Genomic DNA, 25,767 nt, shown 5'->3' with positions numbered 1-25,767 from the left:
TGATGCCGAGGGCCGCGGGCCCGTAAACTGGGCGTCATGTCCGGACACTCCAAATGGGCCACGACCAAGCACAAGAAGGCGGTCATCGACTCGCGCCGTGCCAAGTCGTGGGCGAAGCTCATCAAGAACATCGAAGTCGCCGCGAAGCTCGGCGGCGCCGACCTGGCCGGCAACCCGACCCTGTACGACGCCGTACTGAAGGCGAAGAAGACCTCGGTCCCCAAAGACAACATCGACCGCGCGATCAAGCGCGGCGCGGGCATCGGCGGCGAGTCGGTCGAGTACACCTCGATCATGTACGAGGGATACGGCCCGAACGGTGTCGCCCTGATGATCGAGTGTCTGACCGACAACAAGAACCGCGCCGCCGCGGAGGTGCGCACCGCCCTCAGCCGCAACGGCGGGACGCTCGCCGATCCCGGTTCGGTCGCCTACAACTTCACGCGCAAGGGCGTCATCGTCGTCTCGGGTGAGGGAACCACCGAGGACGATGTCATGCTCGCCGTGCTCGAGGCCGGCGCCGAAGAGGTCGAGTCGCACGCCGACGGGTTCGAGGTCATCACCGAGGCGACCGACCTCGTGCCGGTGCGCTCCGCGCTGCAGGACGCGGGCATCGAGTACGAGTCGGCCGATGTCGAGTTCGTGCCGAACCTCAAGGTCGAGATCGACGCCGACACCGCGCGCAAGGTGTTCCGCCTGATCGACGCGCTGGAGGACAGCGACGACGTGCAGAACGTCTTCAGCAACTTCGACCTCTCCGTCGACGTGCAGGCGGAGCTCGAGGACGACGAGTAGGAGCTGACGCCGCAACCCTGATGCGCAGACGCGCCGCACCTCGCCGGTGCGGCGCGTCTCGCGTCTGGCGTGCTGCGCCGCGGCGCGTCACGCCGCCGAGGCGGCGCGCCCGCACGTAGCGTGGGGGAGTGGCATCCGCTCTTCGCGTGCTCGGCATCGACCCGGGCCTCACCCGTTGCGGCGTCGGCGTCGTCGACGTCGCGCGCGACCGCTCGGCGACGCTCGTGCACGTCGGTGCCGTGCGATCGGGCACCGAGCTGCCGATCGGCGAACGCCTGGCCGTGATCGCGGCGGGCCTTCGATCGGTGCTTGCCGCGCACCGCCCCGACGTCGTGGCCGTGGAGCGCGTGTTCGCGCAGCAGAACCGCGCCACGGTGATGGGCACCGCCCAGGCGAGCGGGGTCGCACTGCTGCTCGCCGCCGAGCACGGCCTGCCGGCGGCGACCCACACGCCCTCCGAAGTGAAGGCCGCGATCACCGGCTACGGCTCGGCGGACAAGCTGCAGGTGCAGACGATGGTCGCGCGTGTGCTGCGCCTCGACGCGCTGCCGCAGCCGGCCGACGCCGCCGACGCCCTCGCCATCGCGCTCTGCCACGCGTGGCGTCGCGGCTCTGCGACGCCGGTCGCCTCGGGCGCGCTCACCCCCGCGCAGCGCGCGTGGGCCGACGCCGAGCGCGCGGCCGCCCGGCGATGATCGTGGCGGTGGACGCGCTCCGATGCGGTCAGTCCTGCACCTCGAGACGCCCCGACGCGTGTCGCTCGAACAAACGTCCGAACCGGGTCGTAGGCTGACGGGATGATCTCCTCGCTGCGCGGCTCGGTGCTGCATGTGGATGCCGAGTTGGCCATCGTCGAGGTGGGTGGCGTCGGGTTCGCCGTCGCCGTGCCCGCCCCGCTGGCCCGCACGCTGCGGGTCGGCGACGAGGCGTTTCTGCACACGAACCTCGTCGTCCGCGACGACGCGCTCTCCCTGTTCGGCTTCGCTGAGCGCGGCGAGCTCGAGACGTTCGCGCTGCTGCTCAGCGTGTCTGGCGTCGGACCCAAATCGGCCCTCGGGGTGCTGTCGGCGCTGTCGGTCGACCAGATCGCCGATGCGGTCGCGGCAGAGGACGACGCGCCGTTCCGGCGCGTGTCGGGCATCGGGCCGAAGACGGCCAAGCTCATCGTCGTCCAGTTGGCGGGAAAGCTGCACGCCGCACCGCGCGGCGGGGGCGATGCGGGCGGCGCCGCGCCCACCGCGATCGCGGCGCAGGTCGTCGCCGCGCTCGTCGCGCTCGGCTGGAGCGAGCGGGTCAGCACCGAGACGGTGCACGAGATCGTCGGCGGAGCCTCGGCGGCCGAGCGCGCCGCCGTGCCCGCTCTGCTGAAGCTCGCCCTCGCTCAGCTGGGCCCGAGCAGGACGGAGCGCACGGGTGTCTGACGCATTCCCCGGGAACGCCGACCGCGACGCCCCGCACGACCCCGCCGCTCCCGAGGACGAGTCGGAGCTCGCCGTCGAGGGGGCGCTCCGCCCGGGCTCGCTCGCCGAGTTCGTCGGTCAGCAGAAGGTGCGCGGGCAGCTGCAGCTGCTGCTCGACGCCGCCCGCATCCAGCAGCGCCCGCCCGACCACATCCTGCTGTCGGGACCTCCCGGCCTCGGCAAGACGACCCTCGCGATGATCGTCGCCTATGAGAGCGGCCGCCCGCTGCGGCTCTCGTCGGGGCCCGCGATCCAGCACGCCGGCGACCTCGCGGCGCTCCTGTCGAGCCTCGTGCCCGGCGAGGTGCTGTTCATCGACGAGATCCACCGCATGGCGCGCTCCGCCGAGGAGATGCTGTACCTCGCGATGGAGGACTTCCGCATCGACATCATGGTCGGAAAGGGCGCGGGCGCGACGAGCATCCCGCTCGATCTGGCGCCGTTCACCCTGGTGGGCGCGACGACGCGGTCGGGGCTGCTGCCCAACCCGCTCCGCGACCGCTTCGGCTTCACCGCGCACCTCGAGTATTACGAGCCGGACGAGCTCGAACGGGTGATCGCCCGCTCGGCGAACGTGCTGGGCGTCGAGGTGCCGCCCGCCGCGCGTGACGAGATCGCCCGACGCTCGCGGGGCACACCCCGCATCGCGAACCGCCTGCTCCGGCGCGTGCGCGACTACGTCATCGTGCACGGCGATCAGTCGACGACCTCATCGACCTCGACGCGCGGAGCGGCAGGGGGTAGGGCGGCGACCGAGAGCGACGTGCACGCGGCCCTCGACCTCTACGACGTCGACGCGATCGGCCTCGACCGGCTCGACCGCGCCGTGCTCGACGCCGTGGTGCGCCGGTTCCGCGGCGGCCCGGTCGGCCTGTCGACCCTCGCCGTCACGGTCGGCGAGGAGGCGGAGACGATCGAGTCGGTGGTCGAGCCCTACCTCGTGCGCATCGGATTCCTCGGCCGCACCCCGCGCGGGCGCATCGCGACGCCCGAGGCCTACGCGCACCTGCGCGTGCCACAGCCGGGCGAGGCCGCGATCTTCGATGACCTATAATCGCTGAAGGCTTCTGCCGCCCTCTTCGCGCCGATCGGCGCGCACTCGAAAGGTCGTTCCCATGGATTGGATCCTGCTCGTCGCGATGGCGGCGCTGCTCGTCTTCATGTTCTGGAGCTCGCGCCGTCGCGCGGCCCGGATGAAGGCCGAGCAGGAGGCGAAGTCGCGGGCGATGGTGCCCGGCGTCAAGGTGCTCCTCCAGGGCGGCCTGTACGGCACGCTCGTCGAGTACGACGGTGAGGACCTCTCCAAGTCGGCGCGTGTCGAGCTGGCCCCCGGTATGGAGGTCGAGGTGCACAGCCAGGCCATCCTCCGCGTGGTCGACGAGACCGAGGAGACCGTCAGCGAGGACGAGTACCTGCAGGCGGAGTCCGACCAGGCCGAGTACGCGGCCGATGTCGCCGACGGCGGTCTGTCGTCGCTGAGCGACGACCAGGAGCGCGAGCGCGCGAAGGGCGCGGATGCCTCGGCATCCACCGACGCGGCGGCGAGCGACCTCACCGCCTCCGACGTCGACCCTCGCGACAAGCCCCAGTCCTGACGCGCGCCGCCGCGGCGGCGTCCCCCCGAAGAAAGCTGAGCCTTTCGTGGCCACTCCCACCCCTGTGCGTCACGCGTGGCGCGCACTGACTGCGCTGCTCGCGATCGTGGTCGTGCTGTTCGGCATCAACGCGATCGGAGTGTACGTCGTCGGCAAGAGCTCGTGGCTGCCGTCCCTCGCCCTCGACCTGCAGGGCGGCACGCAGATCATCCTCGAGGCGAAGACGCCCGACGGCTCGAACCCGACGTCGGAGCAGATGGATCAGGCCGCGTCGATCATCCGGCAGCGCGTGGATGCCTCGGGTGTCGGCGAGACCGACATCACGACGCAGGCGGGCAACCAGATCGTCGTGCAGATCCCCGGCCAGGCCGACGACGAGACCCGCGACCGCATCACCGCCTCGGCGCAGATGCAGCTGCGCGCCGTGCTCTACACGACCGCCGCGAGCACGTCGTACGTGGGCGAGGACGGCAACCAGACGCCGTACCCCACCCCCGACCCGGGACTCGCGTCGACCCCGACGGCGTCGCCGACCAACGGCAGCGACCTCAACTGGGTGACGCCGGCCCTGCAGGCCCGCTTCCTCGCGTACGACTGCGCCGACGAGGCGAACGACCCGGGCAACGAGCCCAAGGACCAGCCGCTCATCGCCTGCAACCCCGCAGGAACCGAGAAATACATCCTCGGGCCGGTGGAGCTCGACGGATCGTCGATCACCGACGCCACGGCGGGCATGAACACGCAGAACGGCCAGTGGGTCGTCAACGTGGTGTTCGACGCGGACGGCGCGAAGACCTTCGGCGAGGTCAGCCAGCGCCTGTACGCCTACACGCAGGCCGGCATCACGCCGCAGAACCAGTTCGCGTTCGTGCTCGACGGCAGCGTGATCTCCGCCCCGTCGATGAACGGCGTGATCCTCGACGGCAAGCCGCAGATCAGCGGGTCGTTCGACCAGGACAGCGCGAAGGTGCTCGCCGATCAGCTGAAGTACGGCGCGCTGCCGCTCAGCTTCGAGGTGCAGAGCTCGAACTCGATCTCGGCGACCCTCGGCTCGCAGCAGCTGCAGATCGGTCTCATCGCCGGCCTCATCGGTCTGGCGCTCGTCGCCCTCTACTCGCTGATCGTCTATCGCGCGCTCGGCTTCGTGATCATCGCGTCGCTCGTGGTGATGGGCGTGCTGACCTACATCACGCTGTGCATCCTGGCCTGGCGCATGGGCTTCCGCCTGTCGCTGGCCGGCGTCGCGGGCCTCATCGTCACGATCGGCTTCACGGCCGACTCGTTCATCGTCTACTTCGAACGCATCCGAGACGAGCTGCGCGACGGCAAGTCGATCACGGCAGCGGTCGAGGACGGCTGGGGTCGGGCCAAGCGCACGATCTACATCTCGAAGTCGATCAACATCCTCGCCGCCGTGGTGCTCTACATCCTCGCGGATGCCACGGTGAAGGGCTTCGCGTTCACGCTCGGCCTCACGACGGTGATCGACATTCTCATCTTCATCCTGTTCACCCACCCGGTGATGCAGCTGCTCGCGCGCACGCGCTTCTTCGGCGGCGGTCACCCGCTCTCGGGGCTCGACCCGGAGGCGCTCGGCGCGGTGTACCGCGGTCGCGCGCAGTTCCGTCAGCCGGTCGCGGCGGGCGTCGGAACCGGCGGCGCGGCACGGCGTGCGGGGCGCTCGCGCGGCGAGGCCGAGCGGCGCCAGACCATCGCGGAACGCAAGCACGCGGAGCTCGCCGCCAGTAGTCGCAAGGCGACGGAGGGGGACGACTGATGCGCTCCATGAACGAGCTCGGCAACGACCTCTACACCGGCAAGACCTCCTTCCCGTTCGTCGGGCGACGGAAGCTCTGGTTCATCATCGCCGCGGTTCTCGTGATCGGTGCGGCCCTCGTGCCGCTCATCCGCCCCGTGCAGTTCTCGATCGAGTTCACCGGCGGATCGCAGTTCACCGTCAGCGGCCTGTCGAGCCCCGATCAGACCGTCGCCACCGACGCGGTGCGCGAGGTCGTTCCCGGCGCGAACACGAAGGTCACGACGATCGGCACGACCGAGGGCGAGCAGTCGCTCCGCGTGCAGACCGACCAGATGACCGACGCCGAGACGCGGGCGGTCAGCGCGGCTCTCGCCGAGGCGTTTCAGGTGCCCGCCGACGAGGTCAGTTCGTCGTTCATCGGCCCCAGCTGGGGGCAGGATGTCACGCGCCAGTCGCTCTGGGGCCTCGCTATCTTCCTCGCGCTCACCTTCGTGATCCTCGCGCTGTACTTCCGCACCTGGAAGATGTCGGTCGCCGCCATCATCGGCCTGATCGACGTGCTCGTCATCACGATCGGGGTGTACGCGCTGTTCGGCTTCGAGATCTCGCCGGCGGCGGTGATCGGCTTCCTCACGATCCTGTCGTACTCGCTGTACGACACGACCGTTGTGTTCGACAAGATCCGGGAGAACACCCGCGCCGGCGAATCGTCGGGGCGCACCTTCGGCGAGTCGGTGAACCTCGCGGTGAACCAGACTCTCATCCGCTCGATCAACACGACGGTGGTCGCCGCGATCCCGACCGGAGCGATCCTGTTCATCGGCGCCCTGTGGCTCGGTGCGCAGACCCTCACCGACATCTCGCTGTCGATCTTCGTCGGCACGATCGTCGCCGCGTACTCGACGCTGTTCGTCGCGGCACCGCTCTACTCGCTGCTGCGCGAGAACGAGCCGGCGATCAAGGAACGCGACGCACGGGTGCTCGCCGCGCGCGAGCGCGCCGCCGTCGAGGTGTGAGCGGACCGACGTTCGCCCGGGCATAGGATTGTCGGATCGCAAGGGGAGGTGAGCGGATGACCGAGACGGTGCCCGTGCCCGCTTCGGCCGCCCCGGGAAGCGCCCCCGCGCCGCAGGGCTCGTCGCTTCGCCGTCTCGTGCCGCGGATCTTCTCGCGCACGCCCTCGCGCAACGGCGTCGAGCAGCTCGTGCGGATCGTCCGCACACACCACCCCAAGGGCGACGTCGCGATCATCGAGCGCGCATATCAGACTGCTTCCCGCGCGCACGCGAGTCAGAAGCGCCAGAGCGGCGAGCCGTACATCACCCACCCGCTCGCGGTCGCCCAGATCCTCGCCGACCTCGGGCTCGGTCCGCGCGCGATCGCCGCCGCGCTCCTGCACGACACGGTGGAGGACACCGACTACAGCCTCGAGCAGCTGACCGCCGACTTCGGCGACGAGGTCGCGATGCTCGTCGACGGGGTGACCAAGCTCGACAAGGTCAAGTACGGCGACGCCGCGCAGGCCGAGACCGTGCGCAAGATGATCGTCGCGATGTCCAAGGACATCCGCGTGCTCCTCATCAAGCTCGCCGACCGGCTGCACAACGCGCGCACCTGGGGCTTCGTGCCGCCCGAGAAGGCCGCCAAGAAGGCGACCGAGACCCTGGAGATCTACGCTCCGCTGGCCAACCGCCTCGGCATCCAGGCCGTCAAGAGCGAGCTCGAAGACCTCTCCTTCGCGGTCCTGCACCCGAAGCTCTTCGCCGAGATCGACAGCCTCGTCAAGCAGCGCACGCCGCAGCGCGAAGAGTACGTGCACACCGTCATCGACGCGGTCGAGTCGGACCTGCGCGATCTCCGCATCCGTGGAAAGGTCGTGGGGCGGCCGAAGCAGCTGTACTCCGTGTACCAGAAGATGGTCGTGCGTGGGCGCGAGTTCGACGACATCTACGACCTCATCGGCATCCGGGTGCTGGTGGCGACCGTCCGCGACTGCTACGCCGTGCTCGGTTCGATCCACGCGCGCTGGACGCCGATCCCCGGCCGGTTCAAGGACTACATCGCGACGCCGAAGTTCAACCTCTATCAGTCGTTGCACACGACGGTAATCGGCCCCGGCGGCCGCACGGTCGAGATCCAGATCCGCACCAACGAGATGCACCAACAGGCCGAGTACGGCGTGGCGGCGCACTGGAAGTATAAGGAGCGGATGGCGGGGAAGACGCCCCACACCAAGTCGGTCGATGCCGACATGGCGTGGCTCGCACACATCTCCGACTGGCAGGCCGAGACAGCCGACCCGGGCGAGTTTCTCGACTCGCTGCGCTTCGAGATCGGCGCGAAAGAGGTCTACGTCTTCACGCCGAAGGGGCGCGTCATCGGGCTTCCCGCCGGCGGCACCCCGGTCGACTTCGCGTACGCCGTGCACACCGAGGTCGGGCACCGCACGATGGGGGCGAAGGTCAACGGCCGGCTCGTGCCGCTCGAGACGCCGCTGAACTCCGGTGACGTCGTCGAGGTGTTCACCTCGAAGAACCCCGACGCCGGCCCGAGCCAGGATTGGCTGACGTTCGTCAAGTCGACGCGCGCGCGCAACAAGATCCGCGGCTGGTTCACGAAGGAGCGCCGCGAAGAGGCGGTCGAGCAGGGCAAGGATGCCATCGCGCGGGCGATGCGGCGGCAGAACCTGCCCCTGCAGCGCCTGATGAACCAGGACTCGTTCACCGACGTCGCCCACCAGTTGCGCTACGAAGACGTCACCGCGCTGTACGCCGCGGTCGGCGAGGGGCACGTCTCGACGCAGTCCGTGATCGAGAAGGTCACCGCGCTCGTCAGCTCGCAGGAGGACACCGCTACGGGGCCCATCGAGATCCCGCACGTCGGGCGGTCGAAGGCGCCGCGCGGCGGCGACTCGGGCGTGCTCGTGCGCGGGGCGCCCGACATCCTCGTGAAGCTCGCCAAGTGCTGCACGCCGGTGCCGGGCGATGAGATCGTCGGTTTCGTCACCCGCGGCAGCGGGGTGTCGGTGCACCGCGCCGACTGCACGAACGTGCGCTCGCTGATGGACGACTCCGAGCGGATGATCGACGTCAGCTGGGCGCCGACCACCAAGAGCGTCTTCCTCGTCCACATCCAGGTCGAGGCCCTCGATCGGTCGGGTCTGCTGAGCGACATCACGCGGGTGCTGAGCGAGCACCACGTCAACATCCTCTCCGCCTCGGTGCAGACCAACGACGACCGCCTGGCGCTCAGTCGCTACGTCTTCGAGATGGGCGACATCGTGCACCTCGACCGGGTGCTGAACGCGGTGCGCCGCATCGACGCGGTCTACGACGTCTACCGCGTCACGTCGTCCTGACCGTCTCGGAGGCCGCGGGAGTCACCGCGTCCGCACGCTCGCGCAGCATCGCCAGCGCGGCGCGCTTGAAGTGCACGGCGCCCGCGCGTTCGAGCACCGCCACCGCCTCGGCGGCGAGCTCGGGGCGCCAGCGCAGCAGCGCGTCGACGTGGGCGCCCGAGACCTCGCCGCTGTGCTGAGCGCGGGCGAGGTCGGCGAGGGTCTGGGCGGGCGTGGTCACCCAGATGCCGCCGACCCGTTCGTCGACCCCGGGCGGGAGCGGATGGTCGTGGTACACCAGCCGCGCGTCGAGCAGCTGGTGCGGTCGCACGGCGGACCGGCGCTGCACGGCGTGCCGGGTCGGGGCATCCATCACCGCGCCGTGCACCCACGCCGCGCTCGCGCGCACGACGGTGAGGAACGGCGGGATGAGCCGGCGCAGGGACGCGGCACGCAGCTCGCGGGTCTCCACGGCGTCGGCGGGCATGTACGCCTCGCCGACTTCGACGAGGTCGCCGTCGAGGCGCGCGCCGGTCAGCTCCGCACGCGACAGGGGGTCATCGGCGAAATACAGGAACGGCCAGGACATGTCTGGCAGTGTGCCACCGCGGGCGCGCCCAGAGGGTCTCGGCGATGGATCTGTGGAGGAACGCGCGCCGAGCGCTCAGCCGCCGAGCGCCTTCAGCCAGCTCTTGCGGGCCTCGAGCGCCTCGGTCGCCTTCGCGATGGCGGCGGCGTTCTTCGACGCCTTCGCCGTCTCGAGATCGGCCTCGAGCCCCGAAATCGCATCGCGCAGCTGCTGCGTCATATCGTTCTGACGCGCCGTGGTCTCCGGGTTGTTGTTCTTCCACGCGGCGTCTTCGCGCGCCTTCAGCGCCTGCTCGATCTTGCGCAGGTCGTCGTCGAGCGCACGCTCGGCCTCGCGCGGGTAGACGCGGCCGATCTCGTCCCACTTCCGCTGGATGCCGGTGAGGATCGTGCGGGCCTTCGCGTTGTCCTTCTCGGCGCCGACGGCGGCCGCCTCGTCGAGGAGCGCCCGCTTGGCCTCGATCTTCTCCTTCGACGCCTCGGCGTCGGCGAGCTCGCGCCCGGCGCGGGCGGCGTAGAGCGCGTCGCCGGCCGCCTTGAAGCGCGCCCAGAGTGCGTCGTCGGCCTTCTTGCCGGCGCGGCCCGAGAGCTTCCACTCGTCGAGCAGGGTGCGGTAGGCGCCGATGCCGTCCTCGCCGCGGCTGGCGAGCGCCTCGGCGCGCTCGACGAGACGCGCCTTCGAGTCGCGCGCCGACTTGTGCTGCTCGTCGAGGCCGGCGTAGAACTCGCGGCGGTGCTTGTCGAGCGTCGCCCGCGCGTCGCGGAACCGCTTCCAGAGCTGCTGGCCGGTCGCCTTCGGCAGGCGCGGGCCGGATGCCTGGTGGGCCTGCCACTGCTCGAACAGGGCCGTCACCTCGGCGCTCGTCTGCTTCCACTGGATCGACTTCGGGTCGCGCGCGGCGATCGCCTCGATGCGCTCGACGAGCGCGGTGCGCTCGGCGATGGCGGCGTCGACGGCGGCGCGCTGCGCCTGCGCCTCCTCCGCCGAGGCCTCCGAGAGCGTGGCATCCAGCGCGGCGAGCCGGGCTTCGAGTGCGGCGAGGTCGCCGACGGCGGCGGCACCGACGACGCGCTCGCGCACGGCGCGCGAGGTCGCACGGAGGTCCGACGCCGAGGCGCCGCCGGCACGGTGGCGGGTCTCCAGCAGGGTGACCTCGCCGGCGAGATCGGCGAACTTGCGCTCGAAGTAGGCGAGGGCCTCGTCAGGAGTGCCGTCGGGGTACTGGCCCACGACGCGCCATTCGGAGCCCTCGCGCACCGAGACTGTGCCCTCGTCGTCGACGCGGCCGAAGGGCTCCGCGCTGGCAGGCGTCTGCGGCGCGGGAGCGCGGCGTGCGGGTGGGCGGGGGACCGGAACGCGACCCGGGGTCGGGGCAGGTGCGGGCACCGGCGCGGGGGCGTGGCTCGGCGCGGCCTCGAGCTCGACGGCCTGCTCGACGACCTCGCCCTCGACGATCTCCTCGGCGACGACGTCGGGGGCCTCGGTCTCGCCCTCGACGACCTCGATGCGCACGATGTCGATCGCGGTCGAGGAGGTGTCGGTCGCCGCGGGCTGCGCCTCGTCGGCGGCGGAGTCGTCGGTGGACTCGCGTGCGACGGGCTCGGCGGCGGCCGCTTCGTCGTTCGCGGGAGCAGTGGCGTCAGTCACAGGTAGCACCTCGTCGCGGATCGCGCCGCGTGGGGGTCGAGCGACGGGCGGCGCAGCAGGTGCTCCGTCCGGTCGGCACGGGAGTTCGGTCGGCCAACAGCCTATACGTCGCGCGCCCCGCGCACCGCGGGGGCCGCGATCACGGCGTGGGTGTCGGCGTCGGAGTCGGCAGCTCCGTCGTGGTGGGTTCGGGCGCCGGCGTCGTCGACGACGTGGGCGACGGCGTGGGCGTGGGCTCGGGGGTGCCCGGGCCGACGGTGAAGTAGGCGACCTGCGCGGCGATGATCGCGACGAGAAGCACACCGCCCGCGACACCCGCGACGAGGTTGTCGCGGCGGCGGCGCGCGGTCAGGCTCTCGTGGAACTCCTGACGCGCACGGTACGCGCGGGCGCGCTCCCGCTCGTCGCGCGACTGCTTCTTGCCTGCACCGTTCGCCACGGATTCCTCCTCGCAGCCCCGGTCGTCGGAGCCGCATGAATCCTATCCCGGCGGGCCTCGGTCGCCCGTGCGGCCCGGTGTCGGCCCCCGCGGTTAGCCTGGACGGGTGGCACAGGCATCCGCGCTCTTCCAAGGTCAGACACCGCTGGCCGTGCGCATGCGTCCCACCTCGCTCGACGAGGTCGCCGGGCAGGGCCATCTGCTGCGGCCCGGCTCTCCGCTCGTCGCTCTCGCCGACCCGGCCGGCACCTCGAAGAACACGGTCTCGGTGATCCTCTGGGGGCCGCCCGGCACCGGGAAGACGACGCTCGCCCAGGCGATCGCGCGCACGTCGGGGCGGCGCTTCGTGGAGCTGTCGGCGGTGACGGCGGGCGTCCGCGACGTGCGCGAGGTGATGCAGGATGCCATGACGCAGCGCGACCTCTACGGCGCGTCGACGATCCTCTTCCTCGACGAGATCCACCGCTTCACGAAGGCCCAGCAGGACGCCCTTCTGCCCGGGGTGGAGAACGGCTGGGTGATCCTCATCGCCGCGACGACCGAGAACCCGTCGTTCTCGGTGATCTCGCCGCTGCTCTCCCGCTCGCTGCTGCTCACCCTGCAGCCCCTCACCGACGACGACCTCGGCGCGCTCGTCGACCGTGCCGTCGGCGATCCACGCGGGCTCGCCGGCGAGGTGACGCTCGACCCTGCCGCGCGCTCCGCGATCGTGCAGCTCGCCTCGGGCGACGCCCGGCGGGCTCTCACCTCGCTCGAGGCCGCGGCGGCGATGGTCGCGCCGGCGTCGGATGCCGCGGAGGACGGCGAGAGCCCCGCAGGAGCCCCGACGGATCGGCCGGTGATCACCGCCGACGTCGTCGCGCAGGCCGTCGATCGGGCGCTCCTGCGCTACGACAAGCAGGGCGACGAGCACTACGACGTCATCAGCGCGTTCATCAAGTCGATCCGCGGCTCCGACGTCGACGCGGCCATCCATTACCTCGCGCGCATGATCGAAGCCGGCGAAGACCCGCGCTTCATCGCACGGCGACTCGTGATCTCGGCATCCGAGGACATCGGCCTGGCCGACCCGCAGGCCCTCGTCATCGCGGTGGCCGCGGCCGACGCCGTGGCGTTCATCGGCATGCCGGAGGGGCGCATTCCGCTCGCCGAGGCGACCGCGTACCTCGCGACGACCGCGAAGTCGAACGCGGCGTACGTCGCGATCGACAAGGCGATCGCCGATGTGCGTGCGGGCAGGTTCGGCCGCGTGCCCCCACCGCTGCGCGATGCGCACTACCCCGGCGCCAAGCGGCTCGGGCACGGCAAGGGGTACATCTACCCGCACGACCTCGAGGTCGGGGTGGCCACCCAGCAGTACCTGCCCGACGAACTGCGCGGACGGCACTACTACGAGCCGACCGGGCGCGGCCTCGAGCGCGACATCTCCGCGCGCGTCGAGAAGATCCGCAAGATCCTCGGCGACTGAGCCCGGCGAGACGGGACGACGCGCGCCGCGGTGCGAGGATCGATGCCATGGACGACGCTCGCATCCCGCACTGGCAGCTCCTCGGCAGCACCCCGATGTTCGACGGATACACGCGCGTTCGGCACGACACCTACCGCCTCCCCGACGGGTCGGAGTCGGACTGGGACGTGCTCGAGCAGGGCGACACCGTCGCGGTCGTCGCGTTCACCACCGCGGCCAGCGTGCTGGTTTTCGAGCAGTTCCGGGTCGGCCCCGCCCGGCCGATCGTCGAGCTGCCCGGCGGGCTGATCGACCCCGGCGAGAACGCGCTCGAGGCCGGCGCCCGCGAACTCCTCGAAGAGACGGGGTTCGCGGCCGCAGCGCTCTTCGACGCGGGCAGCGAATGGGCGGGCGCCAACTCCACCCGCCGGAAGTCCGTCGTCATCGCCGCCGGATGCCGCCGTGTCGCCGAGCCCCGATGGGAAGCGGGCGAGACCGGGAGGATCGGCGAGCTCGAGGCATCCGCCCTCGTGCCGCACCTGCTCTCCGGCGCGCTCAGCGACGCCGGGGCCGCCCTGCGGGGCCTCCACGTGTTCGCCCGCGCCGAGCTGACTGACCCGCCGCTCGTCGCGCTGCAGGCGCGCGTGCGCATACTGCTCGACCCCGCCACCGAACGGCCGGGGGACACTGACGCCGGGGATCCGTTCGATGCGTTCTGGAGTGACGTCGACCTCAGCGACGCGGATGCCGCCCGTACCCTCCTCGAGGAGACGATCCGCGCCGCGGAGGCGCGCCCCGCGCGCATCGACTACGAGCGGGCGTCGCTGCACGACTCGCTCGGCGAAGAGGATGCCGCGGTGCCGCTCTACCGCGCCGCGCTCGCGGGCGGCCTCGAACCCGCCCTCCGCACGCAGGCGACGATCCAGTTCGCCAGCACGCTCCGGAACGTCGGCGACGCGTCCGGCGCGATTGCGCTGCTGCGCGACGTGCCGGGGGATGATCCGCTCATCGCCTCGGCGCGGGCGTTCCTCGCCCTCGCCCTGCACTCCGACGACAAGCCCGTCGACGCGCTGCGGGTGGCGCTCCAGACCCTGGCGCCGCGCCTGCCGCGTTACCAGCGGGCGGTCGGCGCCTACGCCGGAGAGCTGGCGAAGCCCGACCGCGTGCGCGCGATCTCCGTCGGAGTGCTCGTCCGCGGCGATGAGGTGCTGCTGGAGGCGTACCCGGCGAACGACCGGCACGCCGAGTTCCTCCGGGCGCCCGGCGGCGGGATCGACTTCGGCGAGTCGGCCGAGGAGGCGCTGCGCCGCGAGTTCGCCGAGGAACTGGATGCCACGCTCGAGCACGTGCGACCGCTCGCGGTCACGGAGAACATCTTCGACGGCGCGGGCGCGCGCGGCCACGAGATCGTGCACGTCTACGCCGTGGAGAGCGCGGACCTCGCCGGCCTGCCGAGCGGGGATCGACTCGCCGTGCGGGACAGCCACACGACGGTCGGCTGGTACGACCTCGCCGCGCTCCGCCGCGGCGGCGTGTCCGTGTACCCCGTGGGAGTGCTCGACCTGCTCGGGTGAGCGTGTGTCAGGCTGTCCGCGTGTCTGCCTTCGCTCTCGGCGTGATCTCGGTCGTGCTGCTGAACCTCTACGCGGTCGTGCTCGTCGTGCTGCGATCGCGGGTGTACGGCGTGCCGCTGTACCGCCCGATGCTCCTGAACGTCGCGCTGTCGTCGCTGCCGGTGCTGCTCGCGATCGTGTTCGGGCTGGGGTTGATCGTGCTGACCCCGGTGTTCGGGGCGATCACCGAACGCCTCTCGGGAGCGGGCGCGGTGTTCCTCTGGGCGTACCTGCTGACGGCGACCGTCGTGTGGCTGCTGCTCTTCCCGAACTCGGTGTACCTCATCACCGAACTGAACTTCAGTCACCGCTCCGAGGTCACTCCCGTGCCGCTCTGGTACGACATCGTGCAGACCCTCGCCCTGACGCTCTCCGGCATCGCCAACGCCGTACTGAGCCTCGGCGTGGTGCAGCTCGTGTACATCGTGATGGTCGACGCGGCCGGGGGCGGGATCCCCGCCGGCAGCTGGGTCTTCGCCGCCGTGATCATCGTGCTGGGCGCCGTCGGTGTGTACCTCGGGCGCGACCTGCGGCTGAACAGCTGGGATGCGCGGCATCCGGGCTCGCTCCTGCGGAAGCTCCGCGCGCACCTCGGACAGCGCGGCAAGGCGCTCGAGGCGTTCGGGTTCGTGCTGACCCACGCCCTTCTCATCGGGCTGCTCTACGTGCCGCTGTTCACCCTCGCCTGGTCGGCGCTGCGCTCCACCGCCGGTTGAGGCCCCGGGGACCCGCTCTGATAGCATGGGGTGGCTCGAAACCGGTTTTCGGGCATCCCCTCTCTTCTTCACCGACCTTCCGGCATGCCCCGGCGTGCAGTCCGGACAGGGCGAGGAGAGGCGATACGTCCGCGAGGCGCGACAGTCGCGTCCGCGTAACGAAAGGAACACTTCGTGGCTACGAAGTCTCAGGACCGCCGCAAGGTGCGTCTGTCGCGCGCCCTCGGCGTCGCGCTCACCCCGAAGGCCGCCAAATACCTCGAGAAGCGTCCGTACGCTCCGGGTGAGCACGGCCGCACCAAGCGCAAGCAGGACAGCGACTTCGCCGTCCGCCTTCGCGAGAAGCAGCGTCTGCGCGAGCAGTACGGCATCCGCGAGAAGCAGATGCGCAACACCTTCAACGAGGCCCGCCGCAAGGACGGCCTGACCGGTGAGAACCTCGTCGAGCTGCTCGAGATGCGTCTCGACGCCCTCGTGCTGCGTGCCGGCTTCGCCCGCACCACCGCGCAGGCCCGCCAGCTCGTCGTGCACCGTCACATCCTCGTCGACGGCCAGCTGGTCGACCGTCCGTCCTTCCGTGTGAAGCCGGGCCAGCTCATCCACGTCAAGGAGAAGAGCGAGGCGCTCGAGCCCTTCCAGGTCGCCGCCGCCGGTGGCCACGCCGAGGTGCTGCCGAACGTTCCCGGCTACCTCGAGGTCGAGCTCGACAAGCTGCACGCGAAGCTCGTGCGTCGTCCCAAGCGCGCCGAGGTGCCCGTCACGTGTGACGTGCAGCTCGTCGTCGAGTACTACGCCGCGCGCTGAGCGGATCCGCTCCACCGCACAGGTGCACGGAAGGCGTCGGGGTTCACCCCCGGCGCCTTCCGGCGTTTACGGCCTAACATGGATGCCATGAAGAGCTTGCTGTGGTTCGTGCTGGGACTGGTGGGGGGCTTCGTCGCGGCCCACCTCGTGAACAAGGACCCGCGCGGCCACGAAGCGCTCGTGGAGGTCGACGCCCGCATCACCGAGTTCACCGACCGCATCGGCGAGGCCTACCGCGCGCAGGAGGCGAAGATCGACGGCATCGCCGCCGAGGTGAAGGATGCCGCGGCGAACGCCCTCGGCGCCGCGAAGGACGCCGCCGCCGACGCGATCGACGCGGCGGGAGACGCGGCATCCACCGCCGCCTCCGCCGCCAAGAAGACGGCCGCCCAGCTCACCGACTGACCCCGGCACATCGCCGCGCCCCACGGGGGGCGCGGGTGCCGCATGCCCGAGGACCCACTCATGAAGACCGCCGAGATCGCGAAGCGCTACCTGACCTATTTCGAGAAGAACGGGCACACGATCGTGCCCTCCGCACCGCTGGTCAGCGACGACCCGGCGCTGATGTTCGTGATCGCCGGCATGGTGCCGTTCATCCCCTACCTCTCCGGTGACGTGCCGGCGCCCTACAAGCGCGCCGCGGACAACCAGAAGTGCATCCGCACGAACGACATCGAAGAGGTCGGCAAGACGCCCCGCCACGGCACCTTCTTCCAGATGCTCGGCAACTGGTCGTTCGGCGACTACTTCAAGGAGGGTGCGATCCGCTACGCCTGGGAGCTCCTGACGAGCCCCGAAGCGGACGGCGGCCTCGGCTTCGACCCGAAGGACCTCTGGGTCACGGTGTACGAAGAGGACGACGAGGCCCACGACCTGTGGCGCGAGATCGCCGGGCTTCCCGAGGAGCGCATCCAGCGGCTCGGCAAGGACACGAACTACTGGTCGACGGGTCTTCCTGGCCCCGCCGGCCCCTGCTCGGAGATCTTCTTCGACCGCGGCCCGGCCTACGGCATCGACGGAGGACCGGCGACCGACGACGACCGGTACGTCGAGATCTGGAACCTCGTGTTCATGCAGTACGAGATCACGAACGTGCGCTCGAAGTACGACTTCGAGATCGTGGGGGAGCTGCCCGCACGCAACGTCGACACCGGCATGGGCCTCGAGCGCATCGCCTTCCTCAAGCAGGGCGTCGACAACATGTACGAGACCGACCAGGTGCGCCCCGTGCTCGATCGGGCAGTGGAGCTCTCCGGCAAGACGTACGGCGCGAACCACGACGACGACGTGCGCTTCCGCGTGGTCGCCGACCACGTGCGCTCCTCGCTGATGCTCCTGAGCGACGGCGTCACGCCCTCCAACGAGGGGCGGGGGTACATCCTTCGCCGCCTGATGCGCCGGGTCATCCGCGCGATGCGTCTGCTCGGCGTCGAGGGCCCGACGTTCGCGGAGCTGTTCGCCGCGTCGCGCGACGCGATGAAGGAGGCGTACCCGATCGTCGAGATCGACTACCCGCGCATCTCGCAGTACGCCCTCGCCGAGGAGGCGACGTTCCTGCGCACGCTCGCCGCCGGGTCGGAGAACCTCGACGCCTCGATCGCCGCGGCGAAGGGCGCCGGCCGGGAGCGCATCGACGGTGCCGAGGCCTTCCTGCTGCACGACACCTACGGCTTCCCGATCGACCTCACGATGGAGATCGCCGAGGAGGCCGGGCTACGCGTCGACCGCGACGCGTTCGACACGCTCATGCAGGAGCAGCGCGCGCGGGCCAAGGCCGACGCGCGCTCGCGCAAGCGCCAGCTCGCCGACACGAGCGTCTACCGCGACCTGCGCGCGCAGGGCGAGACGGTCTTCACCGGGTACACCGACCTCGAGACCGCCTCGACGGTGCTCGGCATCCTGCACGACGGGGTGCCGGTCACGCGCGCGTCGGCAGGACAGATCGTCGAGGTCATCCTGGCCGAGACGGCGCTCTACGCCGAGAGCGGCGGACAGGTCGCCGACAAGGGCGTGATCGTCGGCCCCGGCTACGAGCTCGAGGTCATCGACGTGCAGCGGCCCGTGCCGGGCCTCGTGAGCCACACCGTCGAGGTCACGAGCGGCGAGGTGGGCGTCGACCAGCCCGCGACGAGCGTCGTCGACGCGGTGAACCGCCGCGCCGCCCAGCAGGCGCACTCCGCGACGCACCTCGTGCACGCGGCGCTGCGCGACACGCTCGGCAAGAGCGCGACGCAGACCGGTTCGCTCAACCGCGCCGGCTACCTCCGCTTCGACTTCTCGTGGGGTCAGGCGCTGTCGGATGCCACGAAGAGCGAGATCGAGGAGATCGCCAACGTCGCCGTGCGCGACAACCTCGAGGTGACCACCCGGGTGCTCTCGCTCGACGAGGCGAAGGCCGCCGGCGCGATGGCGCTGTTCGGCGAGAAGTACGGCGAGACGGTGCGGATGGTCGACATCGGGGGGCCGTGGTCGCGCGAGCTGTGCGGTGGCATCCACGTCGCCTCCAGTGCCGAGATCGGCCTCATCAACGTCATCGGCGAGTCGTCGGTCGGCGCGTCGAACCGTCGCGTCGAGGCGCTCGTCGGCCAGGACGCCTTCCGCGAGCTCGCCACCGAGCGCGCCATCGTCGCGCAGCTGACCTCGTCGCTGAAGACCCCGAAGGACCAGCTCGCCGCGCGGATCGCCGAGCTCTCGGCGAACCTGAAGGCCGCCGAGAAGAAGATCGCGCAGTTCGAGGCCAAGGCCCTCGAGGGGCGCGTCCCCGCCCTTGCCGCCGCGGCGACTGCCTCCGGCCCGTTCCGCGTCGTCACCGAGTCGGTGGGCACTGCGGCATCGGGAGACGACGTGCGCACGCTGGCGCTGCAGGTGCGCGAGCGCGTGGGCGCCGACGCCGTCATCGCCCTCGCCGCGGAGGTCTCCGGTCGCCCGGTCGTGGTCGTCGCCACCGGCGAGGCGGCTCGTGGTGCCGGCGCCAAGGCGGGCGTGCTCGCCAAGGCCGCGGCCGCCGCGCTCGGCGGCGGCGGAGGCGGACGCGACGACGTCGCTCAGGGCGGTGGTACGGATGCCGCGGCGCTGCCCGCAGCGCTGCGGGCCGTCGCCACGGCACTGGAGACCGCGAGCGCGTGAGCGGCTTCCGCCGCGGCGTGCGGATCGGCATCGACGTCGGCAAGGCCCGCGTCGGGGTCGCGCGGTGCGACCCCGACGGCCTGCTGGCGGTTCCCGTCGAGACCGTGCCGCGGAACGAGGCATCCATCGCGCGCATCACGGCGCTCGCGTCGGAGTACGACGCGTTCGAGCTGCTCGTCGGTCTGCCGGTGAGTCTCACGGGCAACGACACCGCGTCGACCGACGACGCGCGCACGTTCGCGGCCGAGCTCGGAGCCGCGTCGGGCCTTCCGGTGCGCCTCGTCGACGAGCGGCTGAGCACCGTCACGGCGCATGCGGCGCTGCGAGGTGCCGGGCGCTCTCAGCGATCGTCTCGTAGGATTGTCGACCAAGTCGCCGCAGTGGTGCTGCTCCAGCAGGCCATCGACGTCGAAAAGGGCACCGGTACCCCGGCCGGTGAACCTTCGCCAGACCCTCAGGAGCCCGCCTGATGCCCGAAACGCCGCCGAACGACGACCCGTTCGCGGAGCTGTTCAGCCGCTTGCCGACCGCACCGTCGCGAGATGCGGCGGCCACGCCGCGCGCCGCGGCGCGAGCTGACACCGCGCCTGGCGCGGGTGAAGACACACCCGCCGCCGGTGAGCGCGTCGCCGCGCGCGGTGCGGCTACCGCTGCCGGCTCTCCGGATGCTGCCGCGTCCGCCTCGCCCGACCCCGCCGAGCGCGCCGCCCCGGCGCCGCGCTCCCGTCGCGCGGCGCGTGAGGCCGCGCAGGCCGCGGAGCGGACGTCCGCCGATCAGTCCGCACCGGCGTCGCAGGAGTCCGTCGCGACGGCGCCGCGGGAGGCGGCAGCGCCCCAGTCGCAGGAGCCCGCCGCGACGGCGCCGCAGGAGGCCGCGCCGGCGCCCGTCTCGGCCGCGTCGGCGGTCGGCGCCCCATCTGCCCCGCAGGCCGCGCCGCCCCCCGAGAAGCCCGCCCGCGCCGTGTCGGCGGCGCCCGCCGCCGGTCCGGCACGCCGCACCGCCGCGGCGCCCGAAGAACCGGCGCCGGCCAAGACGCCGCTGCCCACCGCGGCGGCGGCATCCGCCCCGGCGGCGGGAGGCCGCACGCCGCAGACCCTCGACGCGCTGTTCGAGTCGTCGCACGACGATGACAAGCACGCCCGGACCGCACGTCACCACCGCGAGCGGCGCAAGGGGCGCATCGCTGCCTGGGTGATCCTCGGCGTGGTGCTGGCGATCCTCGGGGGCATCGTCGCCGGCGGCTTCGCGGTGTGGAACACCTACGAATCCCAGATCCGCTCGTTCATGGGCTGGGAAGAGCCGAAGGACTACGAGGACGGGATCGCCGAAGGCGAGGCGACCGTGACGATCGTGTCCGGCGACACCGGGGCATCCATCTCCACCTCGCTCTACCAGGCGGGGGTCACGAAGACCGATGAGGCGTTCTACGACTACCTCATCTCGACCGGGCAGAACCCCGAGTTCCAGCCGGGTGTCTACACGCTGAAGCAGAAGATGACCTCGGCCGCCGCGCTGACGATGCTCGAGGATCCGGGCAGCCGCCGCGAGAACACCGCGCAGCTGCCCGAGGGGCTCACGATGGAGTCGACGCTCATCCGGGTCTCCGACGGCACGGGCATCCCGCTCGCCGACCTCCAGGCCGCCGCGGCCGACCCCTCGGTCTACGGCGTGTCCGCCGCGTCGCTCGAGGGATGGCTCTTCCCGGCGACGTACACGTTCGACCCCGACACGACGCCGCAGGAGGTGATCAAGACGATGGTCGACCGCACCGTGCAGTCGCTCGACGCGGCCGGCGTGCCCGTCGACCAGCGGGAGCGCATCCTGACCGTCGCCTCGATCATCCAGCGCGAGGCGCGGTTCACGGCCGACTTCTACAAGGTCTCGCGCGTCATCGAGAACCGCCTCGCCCCGGACAACGACGAGACCCACGGCTACCTGCAGATGGACTCGACCGCCCAGTACGGGTACAACGAGATCAACAAGGGCACCGCGAGCTCGTCTGCCGAAGCACTCGAGAACGACAACCCGTGGAACACATACGTCCACCCCGGGCTGCCGATCGGGCCGATCGCGAACCCGGGCGATGTCGCCATCGATGCGGCGATGCACCCCGCCGACGGGCCCTGGCTGTACTTCGTCACCGTCAACCTCGACACCGGCGAGACCGTCTTCACGACGACCTACGCCGAACACGAGAAGGCCGTGGCGCAGTGGCAGGAGTGGTGCTCGGCCAATGACAGCGACGACTGCTGACGCGCCCGGAACGCCCGGGGCGGAGGCATCCGTCCTCGAGGTGTGGGGCGACCCCATCGCGCACAGCCTTTCGCCGCGCCTACACGCCGCGGCGTATCGCGAGCTCGGCTGGGCGTGGCAGTACGGGCGTCGGCGGGTGGCGGCGGACGAGTTCGCCGCCGAGATCGCCGGGCTGGGCCTCGCCTACCGGGGGCTGTCGATCACGTTCCCACTGAAGGCCGAGGCGTTCGCCGCGGCGACGCGCCTCGACGAGACATCCGTGCTGACCGGGGCGGCGAACACGCTCGTTCTGCGCGGCGGGGAGCGGCTCGGATTCAACACCGACGTCGACGGCCTCGTCGCCGACCTGACCGAGCAGGGCGTGGCCGGTCTCGCCGAGGCGCGGATCGTCGGCGCGGGCGCGACCGCGACCTCCGCGCTCGTGGCCCTCGCGCGCCTGGGCGCCGACCGCGTCGAGGTGCTCGCCCGGCGACCCGAGGCGGCGGCGCCGCTCGTCGGCCTCGGTGAGCGTCTCGGTGTCGGGATCTCCGTCGCCACCCTGCTCGGGTCCGACGGGGGGCCGGTCCCGCTCACGCTCTCGACGCTGCCGGGCGGGGCGGAGCTCCCCGCCGACGCGGCGGCGCGCCTCGCGGGCGACGGCGGGCTGCTGTACGACGTCGTGTACGGCCACTGGCCGACGGTGCTCGCGGATGCCTGGCAGCGCGCGGGCGCCCCGGCGGTCGACGGGCGCGGGATGCTGCTCCAGCAGGCGGTGCGGCAGATCCGCGCGTTCGCGACCGGCGAGGTCACTGAACCGCTGCCGCGGGAGCAAGACGTCGTGGCCATCATGCGCTCCGCGCTCATGGAAGACTAGAGAGATGCTCCGCGTGCTCACGGCCGGCGAATCGCACGGCCCCGAACTCGTCGCCTTCATGGAGGGCCTGCCGGCCGGCGTGCCGATCTCGCGCGCCGCCATCCAGCAGGACCTCGCCCGCCGCAAGCTCGGCTACGGCCGCGGGTCGCGGATGAAGTTCGAAGAGGACGAGCTGACGATCTCGGCCGGTGTGCGCCACGGACTGTCGATCGGCAGCCCCATCGCGCTTCGCGTCGGCAACACCGAATGGCCCAAGTGGACCGAGGTGATGAGCGCCGAGCCCGTCGAGTTCACTGACCGCTCCCGCGGGCGGGGCGCTGCGCTCACCCGGCCTCGGCCGGGGCACGCCGACCTCGTCGGCATGCAGAAGTACGGATTCGACGAGGCGCGGCCGATCCTCGAGCGCGCGAGCGCCCGCGAGACGGCGGCCCGGGTCGCCCTCGGCGCGATCGCCCGGTCGTTCCTCGGCGAGCTGGGCATCCGCCTCGTGAGCCACACCCTCTCGATCGGACCGGTGCGGGTGCCCGACGGCGCCGCTCTGCCGACCCCCGACGACGTCGACGCACTGGATGCCGATCCGCTGCGCTGCTTCGACGCCGCGACCTCCGCGGCGATGGTCGCCGAAGTCGACGACGCGAAGAAGGACGGCGACACGCTCGGCGGGATCGTCGAGGTGCTGGCCTACGGCGTGCCGCCCGGGCTCGGATCACACGTGCAGTGGGACCGGCGGCTCGACGGGCGCCTCGCGCAGGCGCTGATGTCGATCCAGGCGATCAAGGGCGTCGAGGTCGGCGACGGCTTCGAGACCACCCGTCGCCGCGGCTCCGCCGCGCACGACGAGCTGTTCGCCGCGGACGGCGGCATCACCCGCGCCTCCGACCGCGCCGGCGGCACCGAGGGCGGCATGTCCACCGGCACCGTCTTGCGCGTGCGGGCGGGCATGAAGCCGATCGCGACCGTGCCGCACGCCCTCCGCACGATCGATGTCTCGACCGGCGAGGCGGCGACCGCGCACCACCAGCGCTCCGACGTGTGCGCGGTGCCCGCCGCGGGTGTCGTGGCCGAGGCGATGGTCGCGATCGTGCTCGCCGAGGCGGTGCTGGAGAAGTTCGGCGGCGATGCGCTTATCGAGACGCGCCGGAACCTCGAGAGCTACCTCGCGGCCATTCCCGAGGAGCTGCAGACGGCGGCGGACAGCGACGCCGCGCTCGCATGAGCGCGCGGGCGATCGTGCTGATCGGCCCGATGGGGGCCGGCAAGACGAGCGTCGGGCGGCGGGTCGCTCGCGCGCTCGAGGTGCCCTTCGCCGACACCGACAAGATCGTCGCGCGCGACCACGGGCCGATCCCCGACCTGTTCGAACGGCACGGTGAAGAGCATTTCCGCGCGCTCGAACGCGACGCCGTGGCCGAGGCTCTCGGGCGGGGCGGCGTCGTCGCGCTCGGCGGCGGCGCCGTGCTCGATCTCGAGACCCGCGAGCGGCTGCGGGCGCACCGCGTCGTGCTGCTGACGGTGCAGCCGCACACGGTCGGCTCGCGCATCGGCGGCGGGGGACGTCCGCTGCTCGCCGGCGAGGACCCCATCGCGCGCTGGACCCGCATCTACGAGGAGCGGCGCGGCGTCTACGAAGACGTCGCCGACTTCGCCCTCGACACCTCGACCGGACCGCTGTCCGACGTCGTCGCGACCATCGTCGCCTGGGCGCGGGCCGAGGAGTCCGCCCCGGCATCCACGGAAGAGACCGCATGACCACTCCGACCCCCGCATCCACGCCTCCCGAGCAGTCCGGCGAGACCACCGTCATCTCCGTCGCCGGCGAGCAGCCGTACGACATCACGATCGGCCGAGGCATCCTGCCGCTCGTGGGGGAGGCACTGCCCGAGGCATCCCGCAAGGTGCTCGTCGTTCACCCGCCGACCCTCGCCGCGCAGGCGGCGGAGCTGCGCATGCTGCTGCAGGAGTCGGGGGAGCGGCAGGTGCTGCTCGCCGAGATCCCCGACGCCGAGACGGGCAAGCGCGTCGAGGTCGCCGCGTTCTGCTGGCAGGTGATGGGGCAGGCCGATTTCACGCGGACCGACGTCGTCGTCGGCTTCGGCGGGGGAGCGGTGACCGACCTCGCCGGTTTCGTCGCCGCCACGTGGCTGCGCGGCATCGCCGTCGTGCAGGTGCCGACGACGGTGCTCGGCATGGTGGATGCCGCGGTCGGCGGCAAGACCGGCATCAACACCAACGAAGGCAAGAACCTCGTGGGGGCGTTCTGGCCGCCGCGCGCGGTGATCTGCGACCTCGCGCTGCTCGACACGCTGAGCCGCAACGAGCGGGTCGCCGGGTTCGCCGAGGTCGTGAAGGCCGGGTTCATCTGGTACCCCGAGATTCTCGATCTGATCGAGGCCGACCCCGAAGCCGCGGTCGACCCGCAGAGCGTCGCGTTCCGTCGGTGCATCGAGCTGGCGATCCAGATGAAGGCGCGCGTCGTCGGCGAGGACCTCCGCGAAGCGGGGTTGCGCGAGGTGTTGAACTACGGGCACACGCTCGGGCACGCGATCGAGCACGCCGAGCGCTATCAGTGGCGGCACGGTGCGGCCATCTCTGTCGGCATGATGTTCGCCGCGGAGCTCTCGCGTCTGGCTGGACGGCTCTCGGATGCCGCGGCGCAGCGCCACCGCGACATCCTCGAGCTGCTGGGGCTTCCGACGAGTTACCGCGCCGGGGCCTTCCGGCAGCTGCTCGCGACGATGCAGCGCGACAAGAAGACTCGCGGCTCGATGCTGCGGTTCATCGTGCTCGACGAGATCGGCAAGCCGACGGTGCTGCAGGCGCCCGACGAGTCGCTGCTGTTCGCCGCGTATCAGGAGATCGCGGACTGACGGTTCTGTTTGCGGGCGCTGGTGCGCGGGGTGGCCGGCTCGTTGGTCGGTGCTCGTCGCGATCGCGGGGCTTCTCGCGTTGGTCACCGGCGGCGCGGTCGCGATCGGCTACACCGCGACGGTGGTCGTCCTCCTCTTCGGGACCGTCGCGATCTCGTTGGTGAAGGCGAACCGCGCGGGCTCAGCTGTCGACCAGTCCTGAGGCCGCTCATCGCTGACTTTGCGCGACGCCCCTCAATGTCTGACCCCCTCCATACACTCGAAGATATGGACGAGTATTCGGGGTCGATGGGCAGCGACGCAGACGTCGCCGCGCTGGTGTCGATCGTGGGTGAGGTCGAGGCGGCGGTGGTGTTGCTGACGGCGGCGCAGGTCGCGGAGGTGCGTGCGCTTGCGGCCGCGGGTCAGCTCGCCGCGCGGCAGGCGGCCGGGTCTCCGGCCGCGGTGCGGGCGCACGATATGG

24 protein-coding genes and 1 pseudogene are annotated in these 25,767 nt (G+C 71.4%); 22 read left to right on the top strand and 3 right to left on the bottom strand.

What is annotated here, in order from left to right; genetic code table 11:
- Positions 1 to 36: 36 nt before the first annotated feature.
- The 8 genes from LOK55_RS12110 to LOK55_RS12075 all read left to right on the top strand — a co-directional run bounded on the left by LOK55_RS12110 (position 37) and on the right by LOK55_RS12075 (position 8,967).
- Positions 37 to 795: a YebC/PmpR family DNA-binding transcriptional regulator gene (locus tag LOK55_RS12110; RefSeq protein WP_141380661.1), complete on the top strand. Its 759-nt coding sequence runs from the start codon at positions 37 to 39 to the stop codon at positions 793 to 795.
- Between the two features lie 128 nt (positions 796 to 923).
- Positions 924 to 1,490, top strand: a complete 567-nt coding sequence (ruvC, locus tag LOK55_RS12105; protein WP_229935559.1) for a crossover junction endodeoxyribonuclease RuvC — start codon at positions 924 to 926, stop codon at positions 1,488 to 1,490.
- A gap of 102 nt (positions 1,491 to 1,592) precedes the next feature.
- Complete coding sequence (gene ruvA, locus LOK55_RS12100) at positions 1,593 to 2,216, top strand: Holliday junction branch migration protein RuvA (RefSeq protein ID WP_229935558.1); 624 nt, start codon at positions 1,593 to 1,595, stop codon at positions 2,214 to 2,216.
- Positions 2,209 to 3,309, top strand: a complete 1,101-nt coding sequence (ruvB, locus tag LOK55_RS12095; RefSeq protein ID WP_229935557.1) for a Holliday junction branch migration DNA helicase RuvB — start codon at positions 2,209 to 2,211, stop codon at positions 3,307 to 3,309. Before ruvA ends, ruvB begins: the two co-directional genes overlap by 8 nt.
- A 61-nt stretch (positions 3,310 to 3,370) precedes the next feature.
- Complete coding sequence (yajC, locus tag LOK55_RS12090; protein WP_196324651.1) at positions 3,371 to 3,850, top strand: preprotein translocase subunit YajC; 480 nt, start codon at positions 3,371 to 3,373, stop codon at positions 3,848 to 3,850.
- 46 nt (positions 3,851 to 3,896) lie between these two features.
- Positions 3,897 to 5,627, top strand: coding sequence for a protein translocase subunit SecD (gene secD, locus LOK55_RS12085; RefSeq protein WP_229935556.1), 1,731 nt, complete (start codon positions 3,897 to 3,899; stop codon positions 5,625 to 5,627).
- Positions 5,627 to 6,625 carry a protein translocase subunit SecF gene (gene secF / locus LOK55_RS12080; RefSeq protein WP_141380667.1) on the top strand — a complete coding sequence of 333 codons (999 nt, stop codon included), beginning with the start codon at positions 5,627 to 5,629 and terminating at the stop codon, positions 6,623 to 6,625. Before secD ends, secF begins: the two co-directional genes overlap by 1 nt.
- A gap of 56 nt (positions 6,626 to 6,681) precedes the next feature.
- Complete coding sequence (locus tag LOK55_RS12075) at positions 6,682 to 8,967, top strand: bifunctional (p)ppGpp synthetase/guanosine-3',5'-bis(diphosphate) 3'-pyrophosphohydrolase (protein ID WP_229935555.1); 2,286 nt, start codon at positions 6,682 to 6,684, stop codon at positions 8,965 to 8,967.
- Here the strand turns inward: LOK55_RS12075 and LOK55_RS12070 are convergent.
- From LOK55_RS12070 to LOK55_RS12060, 3 genes are all read right to left on the bottom strand, one after another.
- Complete coding sequence (locus LOK55_RS12070) at positions 8,954 to 9,535, bottom strand: SAM-dependent methyltransferase (protein ID WP_141380669.1); 582 nt, start codon at positions 9,533 to 9,535, stop codon at positions 8,954 to 8,956. The genes LOK55_RS12075 and LOK55_RS12070 overlap by 14 nt on opposite strands.
- 75 nt (positions 9,536 to 9,610) lie before the next feature.
- Positions 9,611 to 11,182: a DUF349 domain-containing protein gene (locus LOK55_RS12065; RefSeq protein WP_308066672.1), complete on the bottom strand. Its 1,572-nt coding sequence runs from the start codon at positions 11,180 to 11,182 to the stop codon at positions 9,611 to 9,613.
- A 139-nt stretch (positions 11,183 to 11,321) separates the two neighbouring features.
- On the bottom strand, positions 11,322 to 11,621 hold the full coding sequence (locus LOK55_RS12060; RefSeq protein WP_141380670.1) for a dioxygenase: 300 nt from the start codon (positions 11,619 to 11,621) through the stop codon (positions 11,322 to 11,324).
- Between the two features lie 157 nt (positions 11,622 to 11,778).
- On the opposite strand from LOK55_RS12060, the gene LOK55_RS12055 reads away from it, so the two are divergent.
- The 14 genes and pseudogenes from LOK55_RS12055 to LOK55_RS11985 form a co-directional block, all read left to right on the top strand.
- Positions 11,779 to 13,089, top strand: a complete 1,311-nt coding sequence (locus LOK55_RS12055) for a replication-associated recombination protein A (protein ID WP_268252568.1) — start codon at positions 11,779 to 11,781, stop codon at positions 13,087 to 13,089.
- 47 nt (positions 13,090 to 13,136) lie between these two features.
- On the top strand, positions 13,137 to 14,642 hold the full coding sequence (locus LOK55_RS12045) for a tetratricopeptide repeat protein (RefSeq protein ID WP_308066671.1): 1,506 nt from the start codon (positions 13,137 to 13,139) through the stop codon (positions 14,640 to 14,642).
- A 20-nt stretch (positions 14,643 to 14,662) separates the two neighbouring features.
- Entirely contained in the window at positions 14,663 to 15,397 is a 735-nt protein-coding gene (locus tag LOK55_RS12040; protein ID WP_229935553.1) for a DUF1361 domain-containing protein, read from the top strand.
- 174 nt (positions 15,398 to 15,571) lie between these two features.
- On the top strand, positions 15,572 to 16,201 hold the full coding sequence (rpsD, locus tag LOK55_RS12035; protein ID WP_141380673.1) for a 30S ribosomal protein S4: 630 nt from the start codon (positions 15,572 to 15,574) through the stop codon (positions 16,199 to 16,201).
- A gap of 87 nt (positions 16,202 to 16,288) precedes the next feature.
- Complete coding sequence (locus LOK55_RS12030; RefSeq protein ID WP_229935552.1) at positions 16,289 to 16,606, top strand: ATPase; 318 nt, start codon at positions 16,289 to 16,291, stop codon at positions 16,604 to 16,606.
- Positions 16,607 to 16,666: 60 nt separating this feature from the next.
- Positions 16,667 to 19,330, top strand: a complete 2,664-nt coding sequence (gene alaS / locus LOK55_RS12025; RefSeq protein ID WP_229935551.1) for an alanine--tRNA ligase — start codon at positions 16,667 to 16,669, stop codon at positions 19,328 to 19,330.
- Positions 19,327 to 19,800: a Holliday junction resolvase RuvX gene (gene ruvX / locus LOK55_RS12020; RefSeq protein WP_229935550.1), complete on the top strand. Its 474-nt coding sequence runs from the start codon at positions 19,327 to 19,329 to the stop codon at positions 19,798 to 19,800. Before alaS ends, ruvX begins: the two co-directional genes overlap by 4 nt.
- Complete coding sequence (gene mltG / locus LOK55_RS12015) at positions 19,800 to 21,584, top strand: endolytic transglycosylase MltG (RefSeq protein WP_229935549.1); 1,785 nt, start codon at positions 19,800 to 19,802, stop codon at positions 21,582 to 21,584. The genes ruvX and mltG overlap by 1 nt, the downstream gene beginning before the upstream one ends.
- Complete coding sequence (locus LOK55_RS12010; protein WP_229935548.1) at positions 21,565 to 22,437, top strand: shikimate dehydrogenase; 873 nt, start codon at positions 21,565 to 21,567, stop codon at positions 22,435 to 22,437. Before mltG ends, LOK55_RS12010 begins: the two co-directional genes overlap by 20 nt.
- A gap of 4 nt (positions 22,438 to 22,441) precedes the next feature.
- Complete coding sequence (gene aroC / locus LOK55_RS12005) at positions 22,442 to 23,653, top strand: chorismate synthase (protein ID WP_229935547.1); 1,212 nt, start codon at positions 22,442 to 22,444, stop codon at positions 23,651 to 23,653.
- Positions 23,650 to 24,186: a shikimate kinase gene (locus tag LOK55_RS12000; protein WP_141380679.1), complete on the top strand. Its 537-nt coding sequence runs from the start codon at positions 23,650 to 23,652 to the stop codon at positions 24,184 to 24,186. Before aroC ends, LOK55_RS12000 begins: the two co-directional genes overlap by 4 nt.
- A complete protein-coding gene (gene aroB, locus LOK55_RS11995; RefSeq protein WP_229935546.1) occupies positions 24,183 to 25,304 on the top strand; it encodes a 3-dehydroquinate synthase in 1,122 nt (373 codons plus the stop codon). The genes LOK55_RS12000 and aroB overlap by 4 nt, the downstream gene beginning before the upstream one ends.
- Before the next feature lie 49 nt (positions 25,305 to 25,353).
- Entirely contained in the window at positions 25,354 to 25,506 is a 153-nt protein-coding gene (locus LOK55_RS11990) for a hypothetical protein (protein WP_229935545.1), read from the top strand.
- A gap of 65 nt (positions 25,507 to 25,571) precedes the next feature.
- A pseudogene (locus LOK55_RS11985) lies at positions 25,572 to 25,767 on the top strand (hypothetical protein); the annotation flags it as partial.

This window comes from Microbacterium sp. F2E (genome assembly GCF_020905435.1).
Taxonomy (GTDB): Bacteria; Actinomycetota; Actinomycetes; order Actinomycetales; family Microbacteriaceae; genus Microbacterium; species Microbacterium lacticum.
This window is presented reverse-complemented; position numbering and strand designations above follow the sequence as displayed.